At 61.5% G+C, this 15,000-nt stretch carries 17 protein-coding genes; 6 read left to right on the plus strand and 11 right to left on the minus strand.

All coding sequences use genetic code 11. The annotated features are described in order from the left end of the window. Nucleotides 1-242: cupin domain-containing protein (locus tag AC1DWF_RS23520; RefSeq protein ID WP_476842102.1), on the plus strand; the 242-nt coding region annotated here is incomplete at its 5' end. A 175-nt stretch (nt 243-417) separates the two neighbouring features. Here AC1DWF_RS23520 and AC1DWF_RS23525 read toward each other — a convergent pair. The 3 genes from AC1DWF_RS23525 to AC1DWF_RS23535 form a co-directional block, all read right to left on the minus strand. Continuing rightward, nucleotides 418-753, minus strand: coding sequence for a hypothetical protein (locus AC1DWF_RS23525; RefSeq protein ID WP_476789575.1), 336 nt, complete (start codon nt 751-753; stop codon nt 418-420). 321 nt (nt 754-1,074) lie between these two features. Next, on the minus strand, nt 1,075-1,518 hold the full coding sequence (locus AC1DWF_RS23530; protein WP_476842103.1) for an ABZJ_00895 family protein: 444 nt from the start codon (nt 1,516-1,518) through the stop codon (nt 1,075-1,077). A 19-nt stretch (nt 1,519-1,537) separates the two neighbouring features. Beyond that, on the minus strand, nt 1,538-1,846 hold the full coding sequence (locus AC1DWF_RS23535; RefSeq protein ID WP_476787286.1) for a hypothetical protein: 309 nt from the start codon (nt 1,844-1,846) through the stop codon (nt 1,538-1,540). Between the two features lie 275 nt (nt 1,847-2,121). On the opposite strand from AC1DWF_RS23535, the gene AC1DWF_RS23540 reads away from it, so the two are divergent. Further along, nucleotides 2,122-2,538 carry a hypothetical protein gene (locus tag AC1DWF_RS23540; protein ID WP_476804323.1) on the plus strand — a complete coding sequence of 139 codons (417 nt, stop codon included), beginning with the start codon at nt 2,122-2,124 and terminating at the stop codon, nt 2,536-2,538. A 77-nt stretch (nt 2,539-2,615) separates the two neighbouring features. Continuing rightward, nucleotides 2,616-2,915 (plus strand): hypothetical protein, encoded by a 300-nt coding sequence (locus AC1DWF_RS23545; RefSeq protein ID WP_476789574.1) that lies wholly within the window; start codon nt 2,616-2,618, stop codon nt 2,913-2,915. 171 nt (nt 2,916-3,086) lie between these two features. Here AC1DWF_RS23545 and AC1DWF_RS23550 read toward each other — a convergent pair whose 3' ends face one another. From AC1DWF_RS23550 to AC1DWF_RS23580, 7 genes are all read right to left on the minus strand, one after another. Beyond that, on the minus strand, nt 3,087-3,824 hold the full coding sequence (locus AC1DWF_RS23550) for a helix-turn-helix domain-containing protein (protein ID WP_476799910.1): 738 nt from the start codon (nt 3,822-3,824) through the stop codon (nt 3,087-3,089). 164 nt (nt 3,825-3,988) lie between these two features. Then, nucleotides 3,989-5,260: a glycerate kinase type-2 family protein gene (locus AC1DWF_RS23555; RefSeq protein ID WP_476842104.1), complete on the minus strand. Its 1,272-nt coding sequence runs from the start codon at nt 5,258-5,260 to the stop codon at nt 3,989-3,991. A 26-nt stretch (nt 5,261-5,286) separates the two neighbouring features. Continuing rightward, entirely contained in the window at nt 5,287-6,255 is a 969-nt protein-coding gene (locus AC1DWF_RS23560; RefSeq protein ID WP_476787147.1) for a 2-hydroxyacid dehydrogenase, read from the minus strand. Nucleotides 6,256-6,411: 156 nt separating this feature from the next. Then, nucleotides 6,412-7,311, minus strand: coding sequence for a succinate--CoA ligase subunit alpha (sucD, locus tag AC1DWF_RS23565; protein WP_476789144.1), 900 nt, complete (start codon nt 7,309-7,311; stop codon nt 6,412-6,414). A gap of 11 nt (nt 7,312-7,322) precedes the next feature. Continuing rightward, nucleotides 7,323-8,507, minus strand: coding sequence for a malate--CoA ligase subunit beta (locus tag AC1DWF_RS23570; protein WP_476789143.1), 1,185 nt, complete (start codon nt 8,505-8,507; stop codon nt 7,323-7,325). A gap of 13 nt (nt 8,508-8,520) precedes the next feature. After that, entirely contained in the window at nt 8,521-9,486 is a 966-nt protein-coding gene (locus AC1DWF_RS23575; protein ID WP_476786351.1) for an HpcH/HpaI aldolase/citrate lyase family protein, read from the minus strand. Nucleotides 9,487-9,508: 22 nt separating this feature from the next. Continuing rightward, nucleotides 9,509-10,699, minus strand: a complete 1,191-nt coding sequence (locus AC1DWF_RS23580) for an aminotransferase class V-fold PLP-dependent enzyme (protein WP_476789142.1) — start codon at nt 10,697-10,699, stop codon at nt 9,509-9,511. Nucleotides 10,700-11,035: 336 nt separating this feature from the next. On the opposite strand from AC1DWF_RS23580, the gene AC1DWF_RS23585 reads away from it, so the two are divergent. Beyond that, nucleotides 11,036-12,238, plus strand: coding sequence for a S41 family peptidase (locus AC1DWF_RS23585; protein ID WP_476789146.1), 1,203 nt, complete (start codon nt 11,036-11,038; stop codon nt 12,236-12,238). Between the two features lie 14 nt (nt 12,239-12,252). On the opposite strand, the gene AC1DWF_RS23590 is transcribed toward AC1DWF_RS23585, so the two are convergent. Further along, on the minus strand, nt 12,253-13,578 hold the full coding sequence (locus tag AC1DWF_RS23590; protein WP_476789141.1) for an NAD(P)/FAD-dependent oxidoreductase: 1,326 nt from the start codon (nt 13,576-13,578) through the stop codon (nt 12,253-12,255). A gap of 134 nt (nt 13,579-13,712) precedes the next feature. Between AC1DWF_RS23590 and AC1DWF_RS23595 the strand changes: the two genes are divergently transcribed. Together AC1DWF_RS23595 and AC1DWF_RS23600 are read left to right on the plus strand one after the other, a co-directional pair. Further along, nucleotides 13,713-14,654 (plus strand): nucleoside hydrolase, encoded by a 942-nt coding sequence (locus AC1DWF_RS23595; protein ID WP_476842105.1) that lies wholly within the window; start codon nt 13,713-13,715, stop codon nt 14,652-14,654. Nucleotides 14,655-14,668: 14 nt separating this feature from the next. Continuing rightward, nucleotides 14,669-15,000, plus strand: a 332-nt coding sequence (locus AC1DWF_RS23600) for a TetR/AcrR family transcriptional regulator (RefSeq protein ID WP_476842106.1), incomplete at its 3' end; no start/stop codon positions are given.

Here is a 15,000-nt window from a genome sequence, read left to right on the forward strand (position 1 = left end):
AGACTGAGGACGGCAAGGTTCTATCGGGAACCTGGCAGGCGACCCCGGGCACCTACCACGCAACCTACACAGACTATGAATTCGTCCACATGATCTCGGGCCGCATCATCATCACGCCGGATGGTGGTGAACCCGTCGAGGTTGGGCCGGGCGACGCGTTTGTGGTGGAAGCTGACTTCAAGGGCACCTGGACGATCATCGAGCCAGTGACGAAGCATTTCGTCGTCACCGTCGGATCGTAAGAGCGCAAAAGCTCATTCGCCTGAGATAGACCTACCGTTGACCCCGTGGAGACGCCTCGGCACTGGGCCGGAGCGGTGGCCAATGTGCGGCAATAGCCCCATTCGGTGGAGAAGGATATCGAGCATCATGAACATCGTCGTCAAGCTTCCGCTACTCCCCGATCAGCGCCAATCCCTACATATCTGGATTGATTTGTAGATTTTTCGGAAGAGGTAGACTTGAGCATCGCATATGCAGATCGTGGGCGATCAGCTTTCTTTTCTTTTCTTGATGCTCTTTGCCAGCCAGTGCGATCCCAACCCCATACGGGCCAAGCAACAGACCGGCCGGTATGCTCAATGTCTTCTTTTCTCCAGCCTCGTGGTTCAATGCCGCTGCGCGGATTTGTTCGCACTCTGGAGACCGCCATTTTGGGTCTTGGGTCGAGAGGGTGGCTGCATACTCGGCAGGCGGCGATGTGCACCCGGCGACCGCGAGCATTGCCATAGTGGCTAGGAGCCTTTCCTTCATCCCAAGCCCTCCCCAGAGCTATTCTAAAGCTTTCGCTTTTCTTCGAGCAACACCCTGTAGGCCTTCATGACTTCAAGCGCCAAGAGCGCCATAGATATCGCGACGCCGCGACACAGGCACTCGCACTGACTAGGACGATGACAGCACACACCCACAATAGGAAGCGGTCAGCAGCACATCGGTTTCCCTGAGGGCAATGACCACCCCAGGCGATGAAGCCAAGTATCCCGAAGATCAGCACCACCGGCACCGCGATGGCTAGGCATTCGATTGCAATGATCGTCCTCACCATTGGGCTACCAATCGGCAATTTTGCGGGGGCTACTCCACGATCTTCTGCTTCTGCCTTTGATCGATCTTCTCCAGGTGCTTCAACATCGATCGCCCCATGAAGCTTGAGAAGGCGATAACCAGCACCGCGGATTGAAMGCCGATCATCATGGCCAGCATGAACACGACGAACCCTGATGACAAATCGTCAAACGAGCCGGACAGCCAAACCGAGACAATTGCCAGCCCGACGCCAATAGCCGTGCAGTAGCCCACCAGTCGCCAATATTCGCTGGGGGAAGGTAAGCGCCTGTTTCGGAAGAAGAAGTAGTACGCCGTGGATTGTGTGATCGCGAAGGCGACCGGGATGCCAAAGATGTCAGTGATAGTCTCTTGGTATTGAGGAAGCGCAGTGATCAGGGCCCATGCCACAAACGGAGCGGCCGCTGTAAGCGCTCCGAACAGCAAGATGTAGCGGCGCAAGCGGATGTCCATCCCCAAGCCCTCCCCAGAGCTATTCCAAAATCTTCCGCTTTTCCTCGAGCAGCATCTTGCACGCCTTGATGACTTCGACAGCCTCCAAAAGCATAGCTTGCACTTTTTCGGCCGGGAACAGATCGATCGCGCTTGCCATCGCGTTGAGTTCGAACACGATGTCGCCTTGTCCTGTATCGTTCGCAGGCGTCTCGGAATAGGCGATGATCTCGCGGTAATTCCTTATGGTCGACGCGGCGCGCTGGAGCAGCCGTGCCTTATCTTGTTCGGTCAATCGATCAGTCTCATTCGCGGCACGGATCAGTTCGGAGGTGAGTGCGGTCGCCATCACTTACCACGCTGCATGAATGTCCAAACGACCGAACCAAATGTCCCAGCTCCAGGAACGGCCCTGGCTATTCGGTCCCGATACAGCAAAAGCGGAGACGCCGAGCGCTGTCAATCCTGCGAGCAGCGGCCGCTCGCGGACTGGCTTTGTTTGAGCTCTCAACTCACACAGTTAACAAGCGTTAACTGTGTATTTTGTAGTTAACCCAACGGAACTTTCGTGCCGACTTCAACGGGCGCCGTATCCGCATGTTAACTATTGCGGAGATTTGCATCATGCATGGAACACTACCGGCAATAAGGCGCTCAAGCATCGTTCGTCGTGACGATTCCTGGACCTACATCGAAAGTGAAGTTTTAAAAGAGTTTTGGCCTTCAATGGAGGCCGTTCGAAAGCGGCTGCCTCACAGAAGCGAGATCGCCATACGGTCGATGGCCAAGTGGTGCGGTCTTATCCCCGACAAGATCCAGCACATCTGGACTGCTGGACAAGACCGAACTCTGAAGCGAATGGCTGTGAACGGGGCAACGCGCAAAGAAATGGCTGATGCGCTTGGCCTAACTATCCTGCAAATTGCCAATCGCCTTAACTACACAAGGACGCGGATAGCAAAACGTACCCCCATTCTATTGGGCGAGCCACTTGTCGACGCTAGGCAAGCACAAGGTTTTCCAGAATGCCTGGAAACATAAGCTCGTCGGCCCCACCCATCTGCACAAAGCTGTAAAAGCCTTAGGAGGATCTCTCGTAGTTCAGTGGGGGGGGCGGAATGATCTCCCGCCGCCGCGTGGAGGATGCCATCGATACGTTGATCGACCTCCTTGATACGCTCGACGGTGATGCGGACTTAGAACCGGAACCGGCCGAAGAGCTTCATGACCGCGAGGCAGACCCGGCAGAAGACGGGATCGCAGACAAGGCATCCCTCGCCTTCATACTGGCTGAGAAGGCGAAGAGGCAAAGCAACGGAACAGATGACTTAATCGGTCCCCACTGGGGGCCGATTACCCTTATGTGCAGGGCTTTTATCAGGCCGCCTTGGTCGACTCGCACGGTGACTATTTGGTGACACCAACTTTCTAGCGGCACCTCAAAATCTCACTAAGCGATTGAAATATTTGGCGCACCGACAAGATTCGAACCTGTGACCTCTGCCTTCGGAGCGCAGGTCGACAAAACTATAGATGCAAGTGATCAGGCTGGGCGAGCGAGCAAAAATCTCAATCTTGCCCCGCCGCCCTCAGTCGCCGCCGCGGCCGCGCGGGTAGGAAATAATCGACAGATATTTGATCGGCAGCCGGGTCAGTTCTTCCGGGCCATGCGGTGCGTCAGCGTCAAAAAAGAGGCTATCGCCCGCCGTCATGCGGTAGAGGTTATTGCTGTGGCGGTAAACCACTTCGCCCTCCAGCATATAGAGGAACTCCATGCCGTCATGCTGGAAGGTCGGGAAGACGTCCGAATCCTCCGACAGCGTGATCAAATAGGGTTCGACCGTCACGCCTGATGTATCCGAGCCGATATGGCCGAGAAGCGTATATTGGTGCCCGGCGCGCGTGCCCCGGCGTTCGACATCCACACCCTCGCCCGATTTGACGAAGACAGCGTTGCGCTCCTCTTCGAAGCGGCGGAAAAACGCAGTGACCGGCACGCCGAGCGCGCGCGACAGGGACTGCAGCGTCGTCAGCGATGGCGACGTGATGCCATTTTCGATCTTCGACAGCATGCCAAGCGAAATGTCGGTGGCCGAAGCAAGGTCGGCGACGGTGATACCGAGCTTCTTGCGGAAGGCGCGGACCTCGTGGCCGATCGCCACTTCCAGCACTTTTTCGCGGGTGTCRCGAACGGCATGCGGATCCTGGGACAGCGGGGAAACGCGCGACAGAGCGGACTTGCCGGCTGCGGCCGCAACGGCCGCGTGCATAGCCTTGCCGTTCTTTTTCGACGGCGCCTGCTTTTCCGCTGCCTTCGCTTTCGCCATATCGTTGCCGCCTGCCTCTGCTCGTTGAATCTATTTCACCGAGAGTAAACATTTTCAGCAAAAGAAACAACAGCTGTGAATAAAGGCGCAAAGCGAACGATGCTGGCGCAACAGTAGTTAGCCGGGAATTCAACTTCGCCCGACTGCAGCCGGACAGGTTCCGCTTACTGCATCAGCAGTATTTGCAGATCAGCGACATTGGTGCCGGTGGCGCCCGTCATCAGCAAGTCGCCCGACGACGCCAGCGCATGGTAGGAGTCGTTGTTCTGCAACAGCGCCACGGGATTGAAGCCCAGCTTGCGCATCGACGTGGTGGAGCCGGCATCGACGATGGCACCGGCCGCATCGGTGGGGCCGTCGCGACCATCGGTGCCGCCGCTTAGAAAAACCCAAGGACGCCTGATCGACGTCCATTCGTTGAGCAGCGCAAAGCGCAGCGCCAGTTCCTGGTTACGGCCGCCGATGCCGGTTCCGGCGACGCGAACGGTCGGCTCCCCGCCAGCCACTATGGCGACCGGGCCGTGCTGGCTGGAAGCAAAGATCGCCATGCGGTGCAAGGTTTCTGCGACATCGGCGACATCGCCGCTCAGCCAGTCATCGGCCTTGACGACGAGCGGATAGGCTGCGCCGGCACAGTCCATCACCTGCTTCAGACTGATGCTGTTGGAGCCGATAATAACATTTTCGACATGGTCGAAGCTCGTTTCAGGGCCGCTCAGCGAGAGATTGTCGATATGGCCACGCAGGGTGGCGGGCAGCCTGTCGTACAGGCCGTCGCGCGAGATGATGCCGAGCGCGTCGGCAACGCTGGAAGACGCCCGGGCGGTTGGCCCGCTTGCGATGATGCCGACATCGTTGCCCGGCACGTCAGACAGGATCAGCGACAGCATCTTCGCGCCCGAGGCGAGCTTGGCCAGCCGCCCGCCCTTCAGTCGCGAGAACTGCTGGCGCACGGCATTGATCTCGTTAATCTCCGCGCCGCAGCGGATGAGCGCACTGTTCAGCGCGATTTTGTCCGCGAGCGAAACACCGGGCGCCGGCGCGCAGATCAGCGCCGAACCGCCACCACTGACAAGAACCAGAACCAGATCGCCCGGCGCGGCAGAACGGGCGGCGCGCTCGATGGCGTACGCACCTGCGATGCTGCCCTCGTCGGGCAACGGGTGGCCGCCGGCAATGACATCGACGCCGGCGATACCGATCACGTTTTCACTGTTGGTCACCGCGCAGGCGATATGCAGCTTGTCGGCGACAAAGGGCAAGGCCGCGCGCGCCATCGGGCATGCGGCCTTACCGAAGGCGATGAGAATGACGCGCTTTGCCGCCGCGATTTCGCCGGCACGGCTTTCAAGCGCCGCAATAACCGCCCGCTCGGGGTCCGACGCCGCGACGCCTTCGCGAAACAAGGTGATTGCCTGTTCACGGAGCACGGTCACGGCGGGAGCCAAGCGGTCGGGGATCATCACACCACCTTGTCGGGTAAGGCGCGGCCTTCGAAGAAGGCGGTCAGATTGTCCACCGCCTTCATGCCCATGGCCACACGAGTTTCTTCGGTGGCGCTGCCCAGATGCGGCAACAGCACCACATTTTCCAAACGCATAAGTGCACCGGGCACATCCGGTTCGCCGTCATAGACGTCGAGGCCGGCACCGGCGATCGTGCCGCTGTCGAGCGCTGCGATCAGCGCCTTCTGGTCGACCACGTCGCCGCGCGCCGTGTTGATCAGGAACGCGCCGCGCTTCATCGCGGCCAAACGCTCCGCATTGATCAGGTGGCGGTTCTCGGCACCGCCCGGGCAATGCAGCGAGACGAAATCCGATTGCGCCAGCACGTCCTCGATGGTCGCGAGCTGGCGCGCGCCCATGGCGCGGGTTTCCTCGTCATCAACCTTCGAGCGGTTGTAGAAGACGACATCCATGTCGAAGCCGAAATGCGCGCGCTTGGCCATGGCCTTGCCGATGCGGCCCATGCCGATGATGCCAAGCGTCTTGCCCGTCACCTTGGTGCCGATCATGTGGGTCGGGCACCAGCCGGTCCATTGGCCGGCGCGCAACTGGCGCTCGCCCTCGCCCGCGCGCCTGGCGACGGCGAGCAAAAGGCTCATGCCGATGTCGGCGGTGCAATCGGTCAACACGCCAGGCGTATTGGTCACCACGATGCCACGGGCACGCGCGGCTTCGGTGTCGATATGGCTGAAACCAACGCCGAAATTGGCAAGGATTTTGGTGCGGACATCGGCGTCAGGAAACACCGCCGCCGGCAGCTTGTCGCTGACGGTCGGCAGGATCGCGTCAAAATTCAGGAACGCCGCCTTGAGCTCAGTCGGACCGAGCGGCGCATCGCCCTTGTTAAAGGTCGTGTCGAAGCGTTCTGCCAGGATCTGTTCGACTGCTACGGGCCAGCGCCGCGTGACGATAACGCGAGGTTTCATTTCAATTCCTTGATCATGCTTGGACTGCCGCACGCCCAAAACAGACGCGCAACAAGCACTCTAGCAGTTCGAAACGACACATCATGTGATGGATCATCGATAATCGGACGGTCGGGCAGTGGGGAGCCGGTCGGCGCCGGCTCCCCGAAGGCCAGGTCAGGCGGCCTTCTTTTGCTGTTCCAGCACACCCGCGACAGTCGGGCCGAAGGCTGCCGGCGTCTGCACGATGGTCACGCCTGCCTCGCGCAGGATCTCGACCTTTTCCTGGGCGGATTCGCCGAAGGCGGAGATAATGGCGCCGGCATGGCCCATGCGCTTGCCCTTGGGCGCCGAAAGACCGGCGATATAGGCGATAAGCGGCTTGCGCATGTTGTGCCTGGCCCATTCTGCGGCTTCGGCTTCCTGCGGACCGCCGATCTCGCCGATCATCACGACCGCGTCCGTATCGGGATCGTCCTCGAACAGCTTGAGGATGTCCTTGAACGACGAGCCGTTGATCGGGTCGCCGCCGATGCCGACTGATGTCGAGACACCGATGCCGAGCGCCTTCATCTGCGAGGCAGCCTCGTAGCCCAGCGTGCCCGAGCGGCCGACGATGCCAACCCGGCCCGGCAGGTAGATGTTGCCTGGCATGATGCCCATCAGGGCCTGTCCGGGCGTAATGACACCGGCGCAGTTCGGGCCGACAAGGCGCATGCGGTCTTCGTAGCGGAAGCGGCGCATGTAGCGCTTGACCCGCATCATGTCCTGCGAGGGGATACCGTCGGTGATGCAGACGCAGAGCTTGAGGCCGGCTTCAGCCGCTTCCATGATCGAGTCTGCTGCGAAGGGTGGCGGCACGAAGACGATCGAGGCCTCGGCACCGGTCTCGCGAACAGCGCCCCTGACCGTGTTGAACACCGGAATGCCCTGGTGGACGAGCCCGCCCTTGCCGGGGGTGACACCCCCGACAACGTTGGTGCCGTAGCGCTTCATGTCATCGGCGTGGAAACTGCCGATCTTGCCGGTCAGACCCTGGACGATAACGCGCGTCCGGCGATTCAAGAGAACTGCCATTTCGACCTCCCTTAGTTCTTTTTGCTTTTCGAAAATGCGCGCATCGCCTCGACCGATTTCTCGGCTGCCTCGGCGAGCGTGTCGGCGACGATCACCTTTTCGCCCGACTCGGCGAGAATGCGCCGGCCCTCTTCGACATTGGTTCCGGCAAGCCGCACCACCAGCGGCACGTTCACACCAACTTCGCGGATCGCCTTGATGACACCCTCCGCCACCCAGTCGCAGCGGTTGATGCCGGCGAAGATGTTGACCAGGATCGTCTCGATGTTCTTGTCGGCCAAAACGGCGCGAAAAGCCTTGGCGACACGCTCGGGCGAGGCACCACCGCCGATGTCGAGGAAGTTCGCAGGCTCGCCACCGGCGATCTTGATCATGTCCATCGTTGCCATGGCAAGGCCGGCACCGTTGATGATGCAGCCGATATTGCCCTCGAGGCCGACATAAGACAGGCCACGGTCGCTGGCGAAGGTTTCGCGCGGGTCTTCCTGCGACTTGTCACGCAGCTCCGATATCTCGGCGCGGCGGAAAAGCGCGTTCTCGTCAAACGACATCTTGGCGTCGAGCGCGATCAGGTTGCCGTCCTTGGTGATGACAAGCGGGTTGATCTCCAGCATCGAGGCGTCGAAATCGCGGAAGACGCGGTAGCAGCCGAGTAGCGTGTCGACAGCCTTGCCGATCAGGCTGTTGTCGAGGCCAAGGCCAAAGGCGATCTCGCGGGCCTGGAACTGCTGCATGCCGGCACCCGGATCGACGATGGCGCGGATGATCGAGTCGGGCTGCTTTTCTGCGATCTCCTCGATCTCCATGCCGCCGGAAGCCGACGCCACGATCATGACGCGCTCCGACTTACGGTCGAGCACGATGCCGAGATAGAGCTCCTGGCGGATATCGACGGTTTCTTCGACATAAAGCCGCGACACCAGCTTGCCCTTGGGACCGGTCTGGTGCGTCACCAGCTTGCGGCCGAGCATGGCTTCGGCGGCGTCGGAGACCTCGTTGTCGGTGGTGCAGATGCGGATGCCGCCGGCCTTGCCACGCGCGCCGGAATGGATCTGCGCCTTGACCACCCATTTGCCGCCGCCGATTTCACTGGCGCGATAGGTCGCCTGTTCGGGGCTGTAAGCCAGGCCGCCGCGCGGGATCTGCACCGAGTAGCGTGCGAGCAGCTCTTTGGCCTGATATTCATGAATATCCATGTCGAACTCCTCCTCAGTTCGGCAGGCCGGTGCGCGAGCGCGCCGACTGCTCGATTGCGTCATGCATGACCAGCACGTTGCGGGCCATGCGCTCGGATGCGGCGTCGATCATCTTGCCGTCGAGGGCTGCGGCACCCTTGCCCTGCTCCTCGGCTTCCTTGAGCACTTCGATGATGCGGCGGGCGCGGGTGACCTCCTTTTCCGGCGGCGAAAACACAGCATTCGCCAGTTCTATCTGCGAGGGATGGATCGCCCACTTGCCTTCGATGCCCAGCGCCGCCGCACGTTTTGCGCCGGCGATGTAGCCTTCAGGATCGGAGAAATCGCCGAACGGCCCGTCGATCGGGCGCAGGCCGTAGGCGCGGCAGGCGACCGTCATGCGCGACAGGGCTGCGTGCCACTGGTCGCCGGGATAATCGGGGTTGAGGCCGCCGATACTGACGGTGCGTGCCTTGCAGCTCGCGGCATAGTCGGCGACGCCGAAATGCATCGCCTCAAGCCGCCCGCCATAGGCGGCAATGGCTTCGACATTGGCCATGCCGAGCGCGGTCTCGATCAGGGCTTCCAGGCCGACGTGGTTCTTGAAACCCTTGGCCGTCTCGATCTGGGTGACCATGGCGTCGACCATATAGAGATCGGCAGGAACGCCGACCTTGGGCACCAGGATGGTGTCGAGCTTGTCGCCCGCCTGCTCCATCACATCGACCACGTCGCGGTACATGTAATGGGTGTCTAGGCCGTTGATACGCACCGAAATCGTCTTGCCCTTGGCGCGCCAGTCGATCTCATTGAGGGCCTGGATAATGTTCTTGCGCGCGCGCTCCTTGTCCGGTGGCGCCACAGCATCCTCGATGTCGAGGAAGATGTAGTCGGCATCACCGTCGGCGGCCTTGCGGATCATCTCCGGGTTGGAACCCGGCACGGCGAGTTCACTACGCTGAAGGCGAAGCTTGCGCAGGTGGTGGAGTGTATGGCTCATCTGTTTTCCTCCCTGTTCTGCTTCAGGCTGCTTTGGCGACGGCCGGCTGGGCCGACAGGCGGTAGTGCTCGAGTGCGGCTCCCACGCCGGAGCCTGGCTGGACTTTGACACCGCAATCGCGCAGCGACATTTCAGCCGCCGAGATCGCGCCGCACATCATCACTTCGTTGACCCAGCCGAGATGGCCGATGCGGAACACCTTGCCTGCAACCTTGTTGAGGCCGACGCCGAGCGAAGTCTGGTAGCCGTGGAAGGCGCGGCGGACGACTTCGGCGCTGTCGATGCCTTCGGGAACCACGATCGCGCTGACCGTGTCGGAGTTCCACTTCGCCTCCTTGGCGCAGACACGCAGGCCCCAGGCGTCGACAGCCTTGCGCACGCCCGTCGCCAGCCGGTTGTGACGCTCAAAGATGTTGTCGAGGCCTTCTTCCTGGATCAGGTCGAGTGCCGCGCGCAGGCCGCGCAGCAGTTGGACGGCCGGCGTGTAGGGGAAATAGCCGGTGTCGTTGGCGCGGATTTGGTCCTCGAAGGAAAAGTAGCAGCGGTTGAACTTGGCGGTCTTGGCTGCGGCAAGCGCCTTCTGGCTGACCGACAGGAAGCCAAGGCCGGGCGGCAGCATGAAGCCCTTCTGCGAACCTGAAACGGCGCAGTCGACGCCCCATTCTTCCTGGCGGAAGTCGATCGATCCGACCGACGAAACACCGTCGACGAACAGCAGTGCGGGGTGCTTGGCGGCAGTGAGTGCCGCACGCACCGCGCCAACGTCGCTGGTGACGCCCGTTGCGGTTTCATTGTGGGTGACGAAGACCGCCTTGATACGATGTTCCTTGTCCTTGGCGAGACGCTCGGCATAGATCTCGACCGGAACGCCCGTGCCCCATTCGGCCTCGACGACGTCGACRTCGAGGCCGAAGCGCTCGGCCATGTCGACCCACAGATGCGAGAACTGGCCAAAGCGCGACATCAGCACGCGGTCGCCAGGGTTCAAGGTGTTGGTGATCGCCGACTCCCAGGCACCGGTGCCTGAGGACGGAAAGATGAATGCGCGGCCGGTCTCGTTGCGGAACACCTTCATCAGATCGGTAAAGAGGCCACGCGTGAAGGCAGGGTAATCCGGCGCGCGCATGTCCTCCATCGGCATGTTCATCGCCTGCCGGACAATCTCCGGAACGTTGGTCGGTCCTGGAACGAAGAGCTGATTGAAGCCGGCCATGAAAAGTCCTCCCGAAACTGTTGCGGCGTGGTGCCCTGTCTGTGGCTTTCGGGAAGATGRTCGGTTTTGCACTGCCGGCTCACAACACCTGCCGGGATAGAAACGCGGACCTTTGGGCGTTGGACCGGGCCTACTCTTTCAGACGCGCCGGCGCCCTGTCGGATAGGGCGGAGCCTACCCGGCACAACGATGATCGACGGAGGCACTCACGGAATGTTGTCAATCAAGGGACTCGTTCCGCCAGCGGTTCGGGCGATAATGCCGGATCGGTGAACGAAACGGCTCGTGGACATGAGGACCTTTGGTTCCTTCGCATTGGCAGCGTTGCTCTTTTTCATGCCTGCGCAGGCGATGGCGGAGGACCCTCCCCGTTCGGGCCAGCCGGTGTTCGATCGCGCCGTTGAACTGGTGTTCGATCATTTCCATGACACATCGGCGCTCGGGCGGTTCGGAACGGCGGTCAGGCATGAAATCGAAAACGCTGATGCGCCGCTCAATGCCGGCAGCTCCAATGAACGGGTCAGCAAGGCGATCGATACGGTTCTCGCCAGCCTTGGCGCCTCCCACACCGGCCGCTTCCAGCCTGACACCATCGCCTATTTCGAGCTTGCCGACATTTTCCGCTTTGCCATCCGCAACGATTTGCGGCGGCTGTTTCCACCCGACGGCGAGGTTTCGTATCCCGGCATCGGCATGATCGCACAGCCGGGCAACGGCTCGCTGTTCGTCAATGACGTCTATGACGGGTCGCCTGCGGCGCGAGCTGGTATCCTTGTCGGCGACGAGATCCTCGCCGTGGATGGCGCGCCCTATCACGAGATCACATCGTTCCGCGACAAGGTCGGCCGGACCGTCGAAGTAAACCTACGCCGGAACGCCGGAGCTGAACCCATCACCGTCAAGGTCGCTGTGGAGCAGTTGCGTCCGCTCAAAACGTTCGAAAAAGCGATCGAGGCAAGCGTCAGCGTAACCGAGCGCGACGGAAAGCGGATCGGCAATGTCAGGCTGTGGACACTTTCGGCACCTGAGGGCCTCGACATCGTTGCCCGCGAATTGGGCGACGGTCGGCTCAAGGACGTCGACGGCATGGTCGTTGACCTGCGCGGGCGTTGGGGCGGCGGCCCCTCCGATGCAGCGGAGCTATTCGTTGGCGACACCCCGACATTCCGGCTCATCCAGCGCAACGGCGAGGCAACACTTGCCAATGTACGCTGGCAGCGACCTGTCGTGGGCATCATAGATGGAGGCGCACGCAGTGGACTGGAACTCTTCGCCTATGCGCTGAAGACCAACGGCATTCCGCTTATTGGCTCCCGGACCGCTGGCGCGCTGCTGGCCGGACGTGCCTATCTACTGCCTGATGACAGCCTGCTCGAAGTGGCAGTCTCAGACGCGGTCATCGGCGACGATGTACGGCTGGAAGGACATGGCGTCGAGCCAGACATTCCTGTGACCTTCAGCCTGCCCTACGCCGCAGGCCGGGACCCGCAGCGCGATGCCGCCATGGAAGAGATGGGCCGTATCCTTAGCGGTGGTTGAGACATTCCGCCTCTCTACACCCCCGTCGTCGGACGGTGCCTGGTACCGTCGATGAAACGCTCGTAGCGGAATGCCTGGGGATCGACGAGCGGCGTGTTGCCGGTCACCAGATCGGCCGTAAGCCTGCCTGCGGCGGGGCCGATGCCAAAACCATGGCCGGAAAAGCCAGTGGCGATCACCAGCCCGGGCAGCGACTTCACAGGCGAAATMACCGGCACCGCGTCCGGCGTGGCATCGATGAAGCCGGCCCAGCGCTGCAGCGTCGGCACGCCTTTCAAAGCCGGAAAAACCTTCTCCATGTTGGCGCGGGCCGCTTCCAGTGGGCCGACAGCCGGAGCGGGGTCGAGCGTGCGATGCCTCTCGTAGACACTGCCCGCACCTTCCAGCCTGGGTGAAAGCCCGAAGGGGCCGCTGAGGAAATCGCCGAAGCGCAGGCCAACCGAGCGCCATTCGCGCGACAGCATCGGCAAGAAGTCGGTGAAATAGTGGAAGCTGTCCGGGTTCACGTGATGATAGCTGATGGTGCCGTTTGCGATGGTGTAGCCGCCGTCGAGGCGCTTTCGGTAGGCAAAGCCCTCGGTCCACGCAGCACCATCGGGCCCGCCCTGGACCGGGCCGGTACGCATCACGGACGAACGTACCGAGAGCTGCGGAAGGCGGACGCCGACAGAACGGCACAGCCAGCTCGACCAGGCGCCGCCCGCCACCACAACCGTGCTGGCTCGGATCAAGCCATTTTCTGTGACGACGCCCGAAACACGGCCACCCTCGGTCTCGATCTCGCGCACCGCGCAGCGCAACAAGATGCGGGCACCTGCGCGCTGGGCAGCACGGGCGATCGCGGGAGCTGCCTTCTGCGGCTCGGCGCGACCGTCGCTTGGCGTGTGCAGTGCTGCCCTAAACGTCTTTTGCGCGCCTGGCATCAGTTCAGCCAGCGCCCGGCCCTCGATCATTTTGGAGTCGAGCGCGTAGTCGCCTGCGCTTTTCACCCACTCGGCATGATGTTCGACATCGCTTTGGTCCTGGCACAGATAAAGAATGCCCGTGCGCCGGAAGCCGACATCTTCGCCGACCAGCTCCTCGATACCGCCCCAAATCTTCATCGCCTCGACGATCAGCGGCAGTTCGCGCGGGTCGCGGCCCATGCGCCGGCACCAGCCCCAGTTGCGGCTCGACTGTTCGCCCGCAACGTGGCCCTTCTCGCAGACGACGACCGAGATGCCCTTCCTGGCCAGGAAAAGAGCTGCGCTGACGCCGATGATGCCGCCACCGACGATGACGACGTCGGCACTCTTCGGCTGGATGTCGCCAGCGGGAACCGGATCGACTGGAGGCCCCATTCATTTCTCCCCAATGTGCCAACGGGAGGTGTCCCAACCCGTCTTGAAAATAACATACAGTACTGTATGCATGACGCCTGAATTCTTGCAATGCCGCCGGAAACTACCCGGCGATCGAACCGGGGGAAAGTGCCATGTCGCCACGCAAGATCATCATCGACACCGATCCTGGCCAGGACGACGCCTTTGCCATCCTGGTTGCGCTTGKTTCGCCCGAACTCGAAGTGGTGGCGCTTACCACCGTCGGCGGCAACGTGCCGCTGGCGCTGACCTCGCGCAATGCGCTGCAGATCGCCGAACTCGCCGGCCGCTCCGATGTGCCGGTCTATGCCGGCTGTTCGCGTCCGATGGTCAAGGCGCTCAAGACCGCCGAATATGTTCATGGTCCGACCGGCATCGACGGCTGTGTCCTGCCCGAGCCGACAAAGCCGCTGCAGGACAAGCACGCAGTCAACTTCCTGGTCGACACGCTTATGGCGGCACCTGAAGGCGAGATCACCGTCTGCACGCTCGGACCCATGACCAATCTCGGCATGGCGATGGTGATGGAGCCGCGCATCATCCCGCGCATCCGTGAAGTGGTGCTGATGGGCGGCGGTTTCTTCGAAGGCGGCAATGCCACCCCCGCCGCCGAGTTCAACATCTGGGTCGACCCGCATGCGGCGGCTGTCGTGTTCGATTCCGGCGTGCCGGTCACCATGGCTGGCATCGACTGCACCTATACCGCCCAGATGACGCCGGAATGGCTGCAAAAGCTGCGCGCGCTCGGCACAGGCTCGGCCATCGAAGCCGCCAACATGGCCGATTTCTACCGCCAGTACGGCTCGCACAAATTCCCCACCGAAGCCCGCCCGATCCATGACGCCTGTGTCACCGGCTATCTGCTTGCGCCGCATCTGTACGAACAGAAGCAATGCAACGTCACCATTGAGCTGATGTCGCCCGAGACCATCGGCATGACCGTCGTCGACTGGTGGCACGTCACCGGCCGGCGGAAAAACTGCAACGTGCTGCGCCGCATCGATGCCGATGGCTTCTTCGAGCTGATGCTGGAGCGCTTCGGCAACCTTCCCTGAGAGGGCGATCGGCGATGAAAACAGGTGCCCCTATTCCCGAACGCAAGCCCGCGGCGCGAAAGACGCTGTCGCGCGAGGCCTGGGTTGCGGCTGCCATAGCAACGCTGGAAAAGAAGGGCATCGCCAACGTCAAGATCGACCACCTGTCGAAACAACTGAAGGTCACGCGCGGCAGTTTCTATTTCCATTTCAAAAACCTGAAGGACCTGCTCGACAGCCTGCTCAAGGAATGGCGTCAGCGCAATTGCAAGCCGTTCGAAGCGCTCATCGACCAGGAGGTCATTGACGGTCCGGCCTTCTTCGATGCGGTGACCGGGGTGTGGATCAGGGAAGATCCCTTCAGCCC

Source organism: Aminobacter sp. P4_D5 (assembly GCF_056401815.1).

What these genes read in the sequence shown, in the direction of transcription:
- AC1DWF_RS23540 (WP_476804323.1), top strand. Translation starts at nt 2,122, where the DNA reads ATGCATGGAACACTACCGGCAATAAGGCGCTCAAGCATCGTTCGTCGT.
- AC1DWF_RS23570 (WP_476789143.1), bottom strand. Translation starts at nt 8,507, where the DNA reads ATGGATATTCATGAATATCAGGCCAAAGAGCTGCTCGCACGCTACTCG.
- AC1DWF_RS23545 (WP_476789574.1), top strand. Translation starts at nt 2,616, where the DNA reads ATGATCTCCCGCCGCCGCGTGGAGGATGCCATCGATACGTTGATCGAC.
- AC1DWF_RS23575 (WP_476786351.1), bottom strand. Translation starts at nt 9,486, where the DNA reads ATGAGCCATACACTCCACCACCTGCGCAAGCTTCGCCTTCAGCGTAGT.
- sucD (WP_476789144.1), bottom strand. Translation starts at nt 7,311, where the DNA reads ATGGCAGTTCTCTTGAATCGCCGGACGCGCGTTATCGTCCAGGGTCTG.
- AC1DWF_RS23535 (WP_476787286.1), bottom strand. Translation starts at nt 1,846, where the DNA reads ATGGCGACCGCACTCACCTCCGAACTGATCCGTGCCGCGAATGAGACT.
- AC1DWF_RS23560 (WP_476787147.1), bottom strand. Translation starts at nt 6,255, where the DNA reads ATGAAACCTCGCGTTATCGTCACGCGGCGCTGGCCCGTAGCAGTCGAA.
- AC1DWF_RS23585 (WP_476789146.1), top strand. Translation starts at nt 11,036, where the DNA reads ATGCCTGCGCAGGCGATGGCGGAGGACCCTCCCCGTTCGGGCCAGCCG.
- AC1DWF_RS23525 (WP_476789575.1), bottom strand. Translation starts at nt 753, where the DNA reads ATGAAGGAAAGGCTCCTAGCCACTATGGCAATGCTCGCGGTCGCCGGG.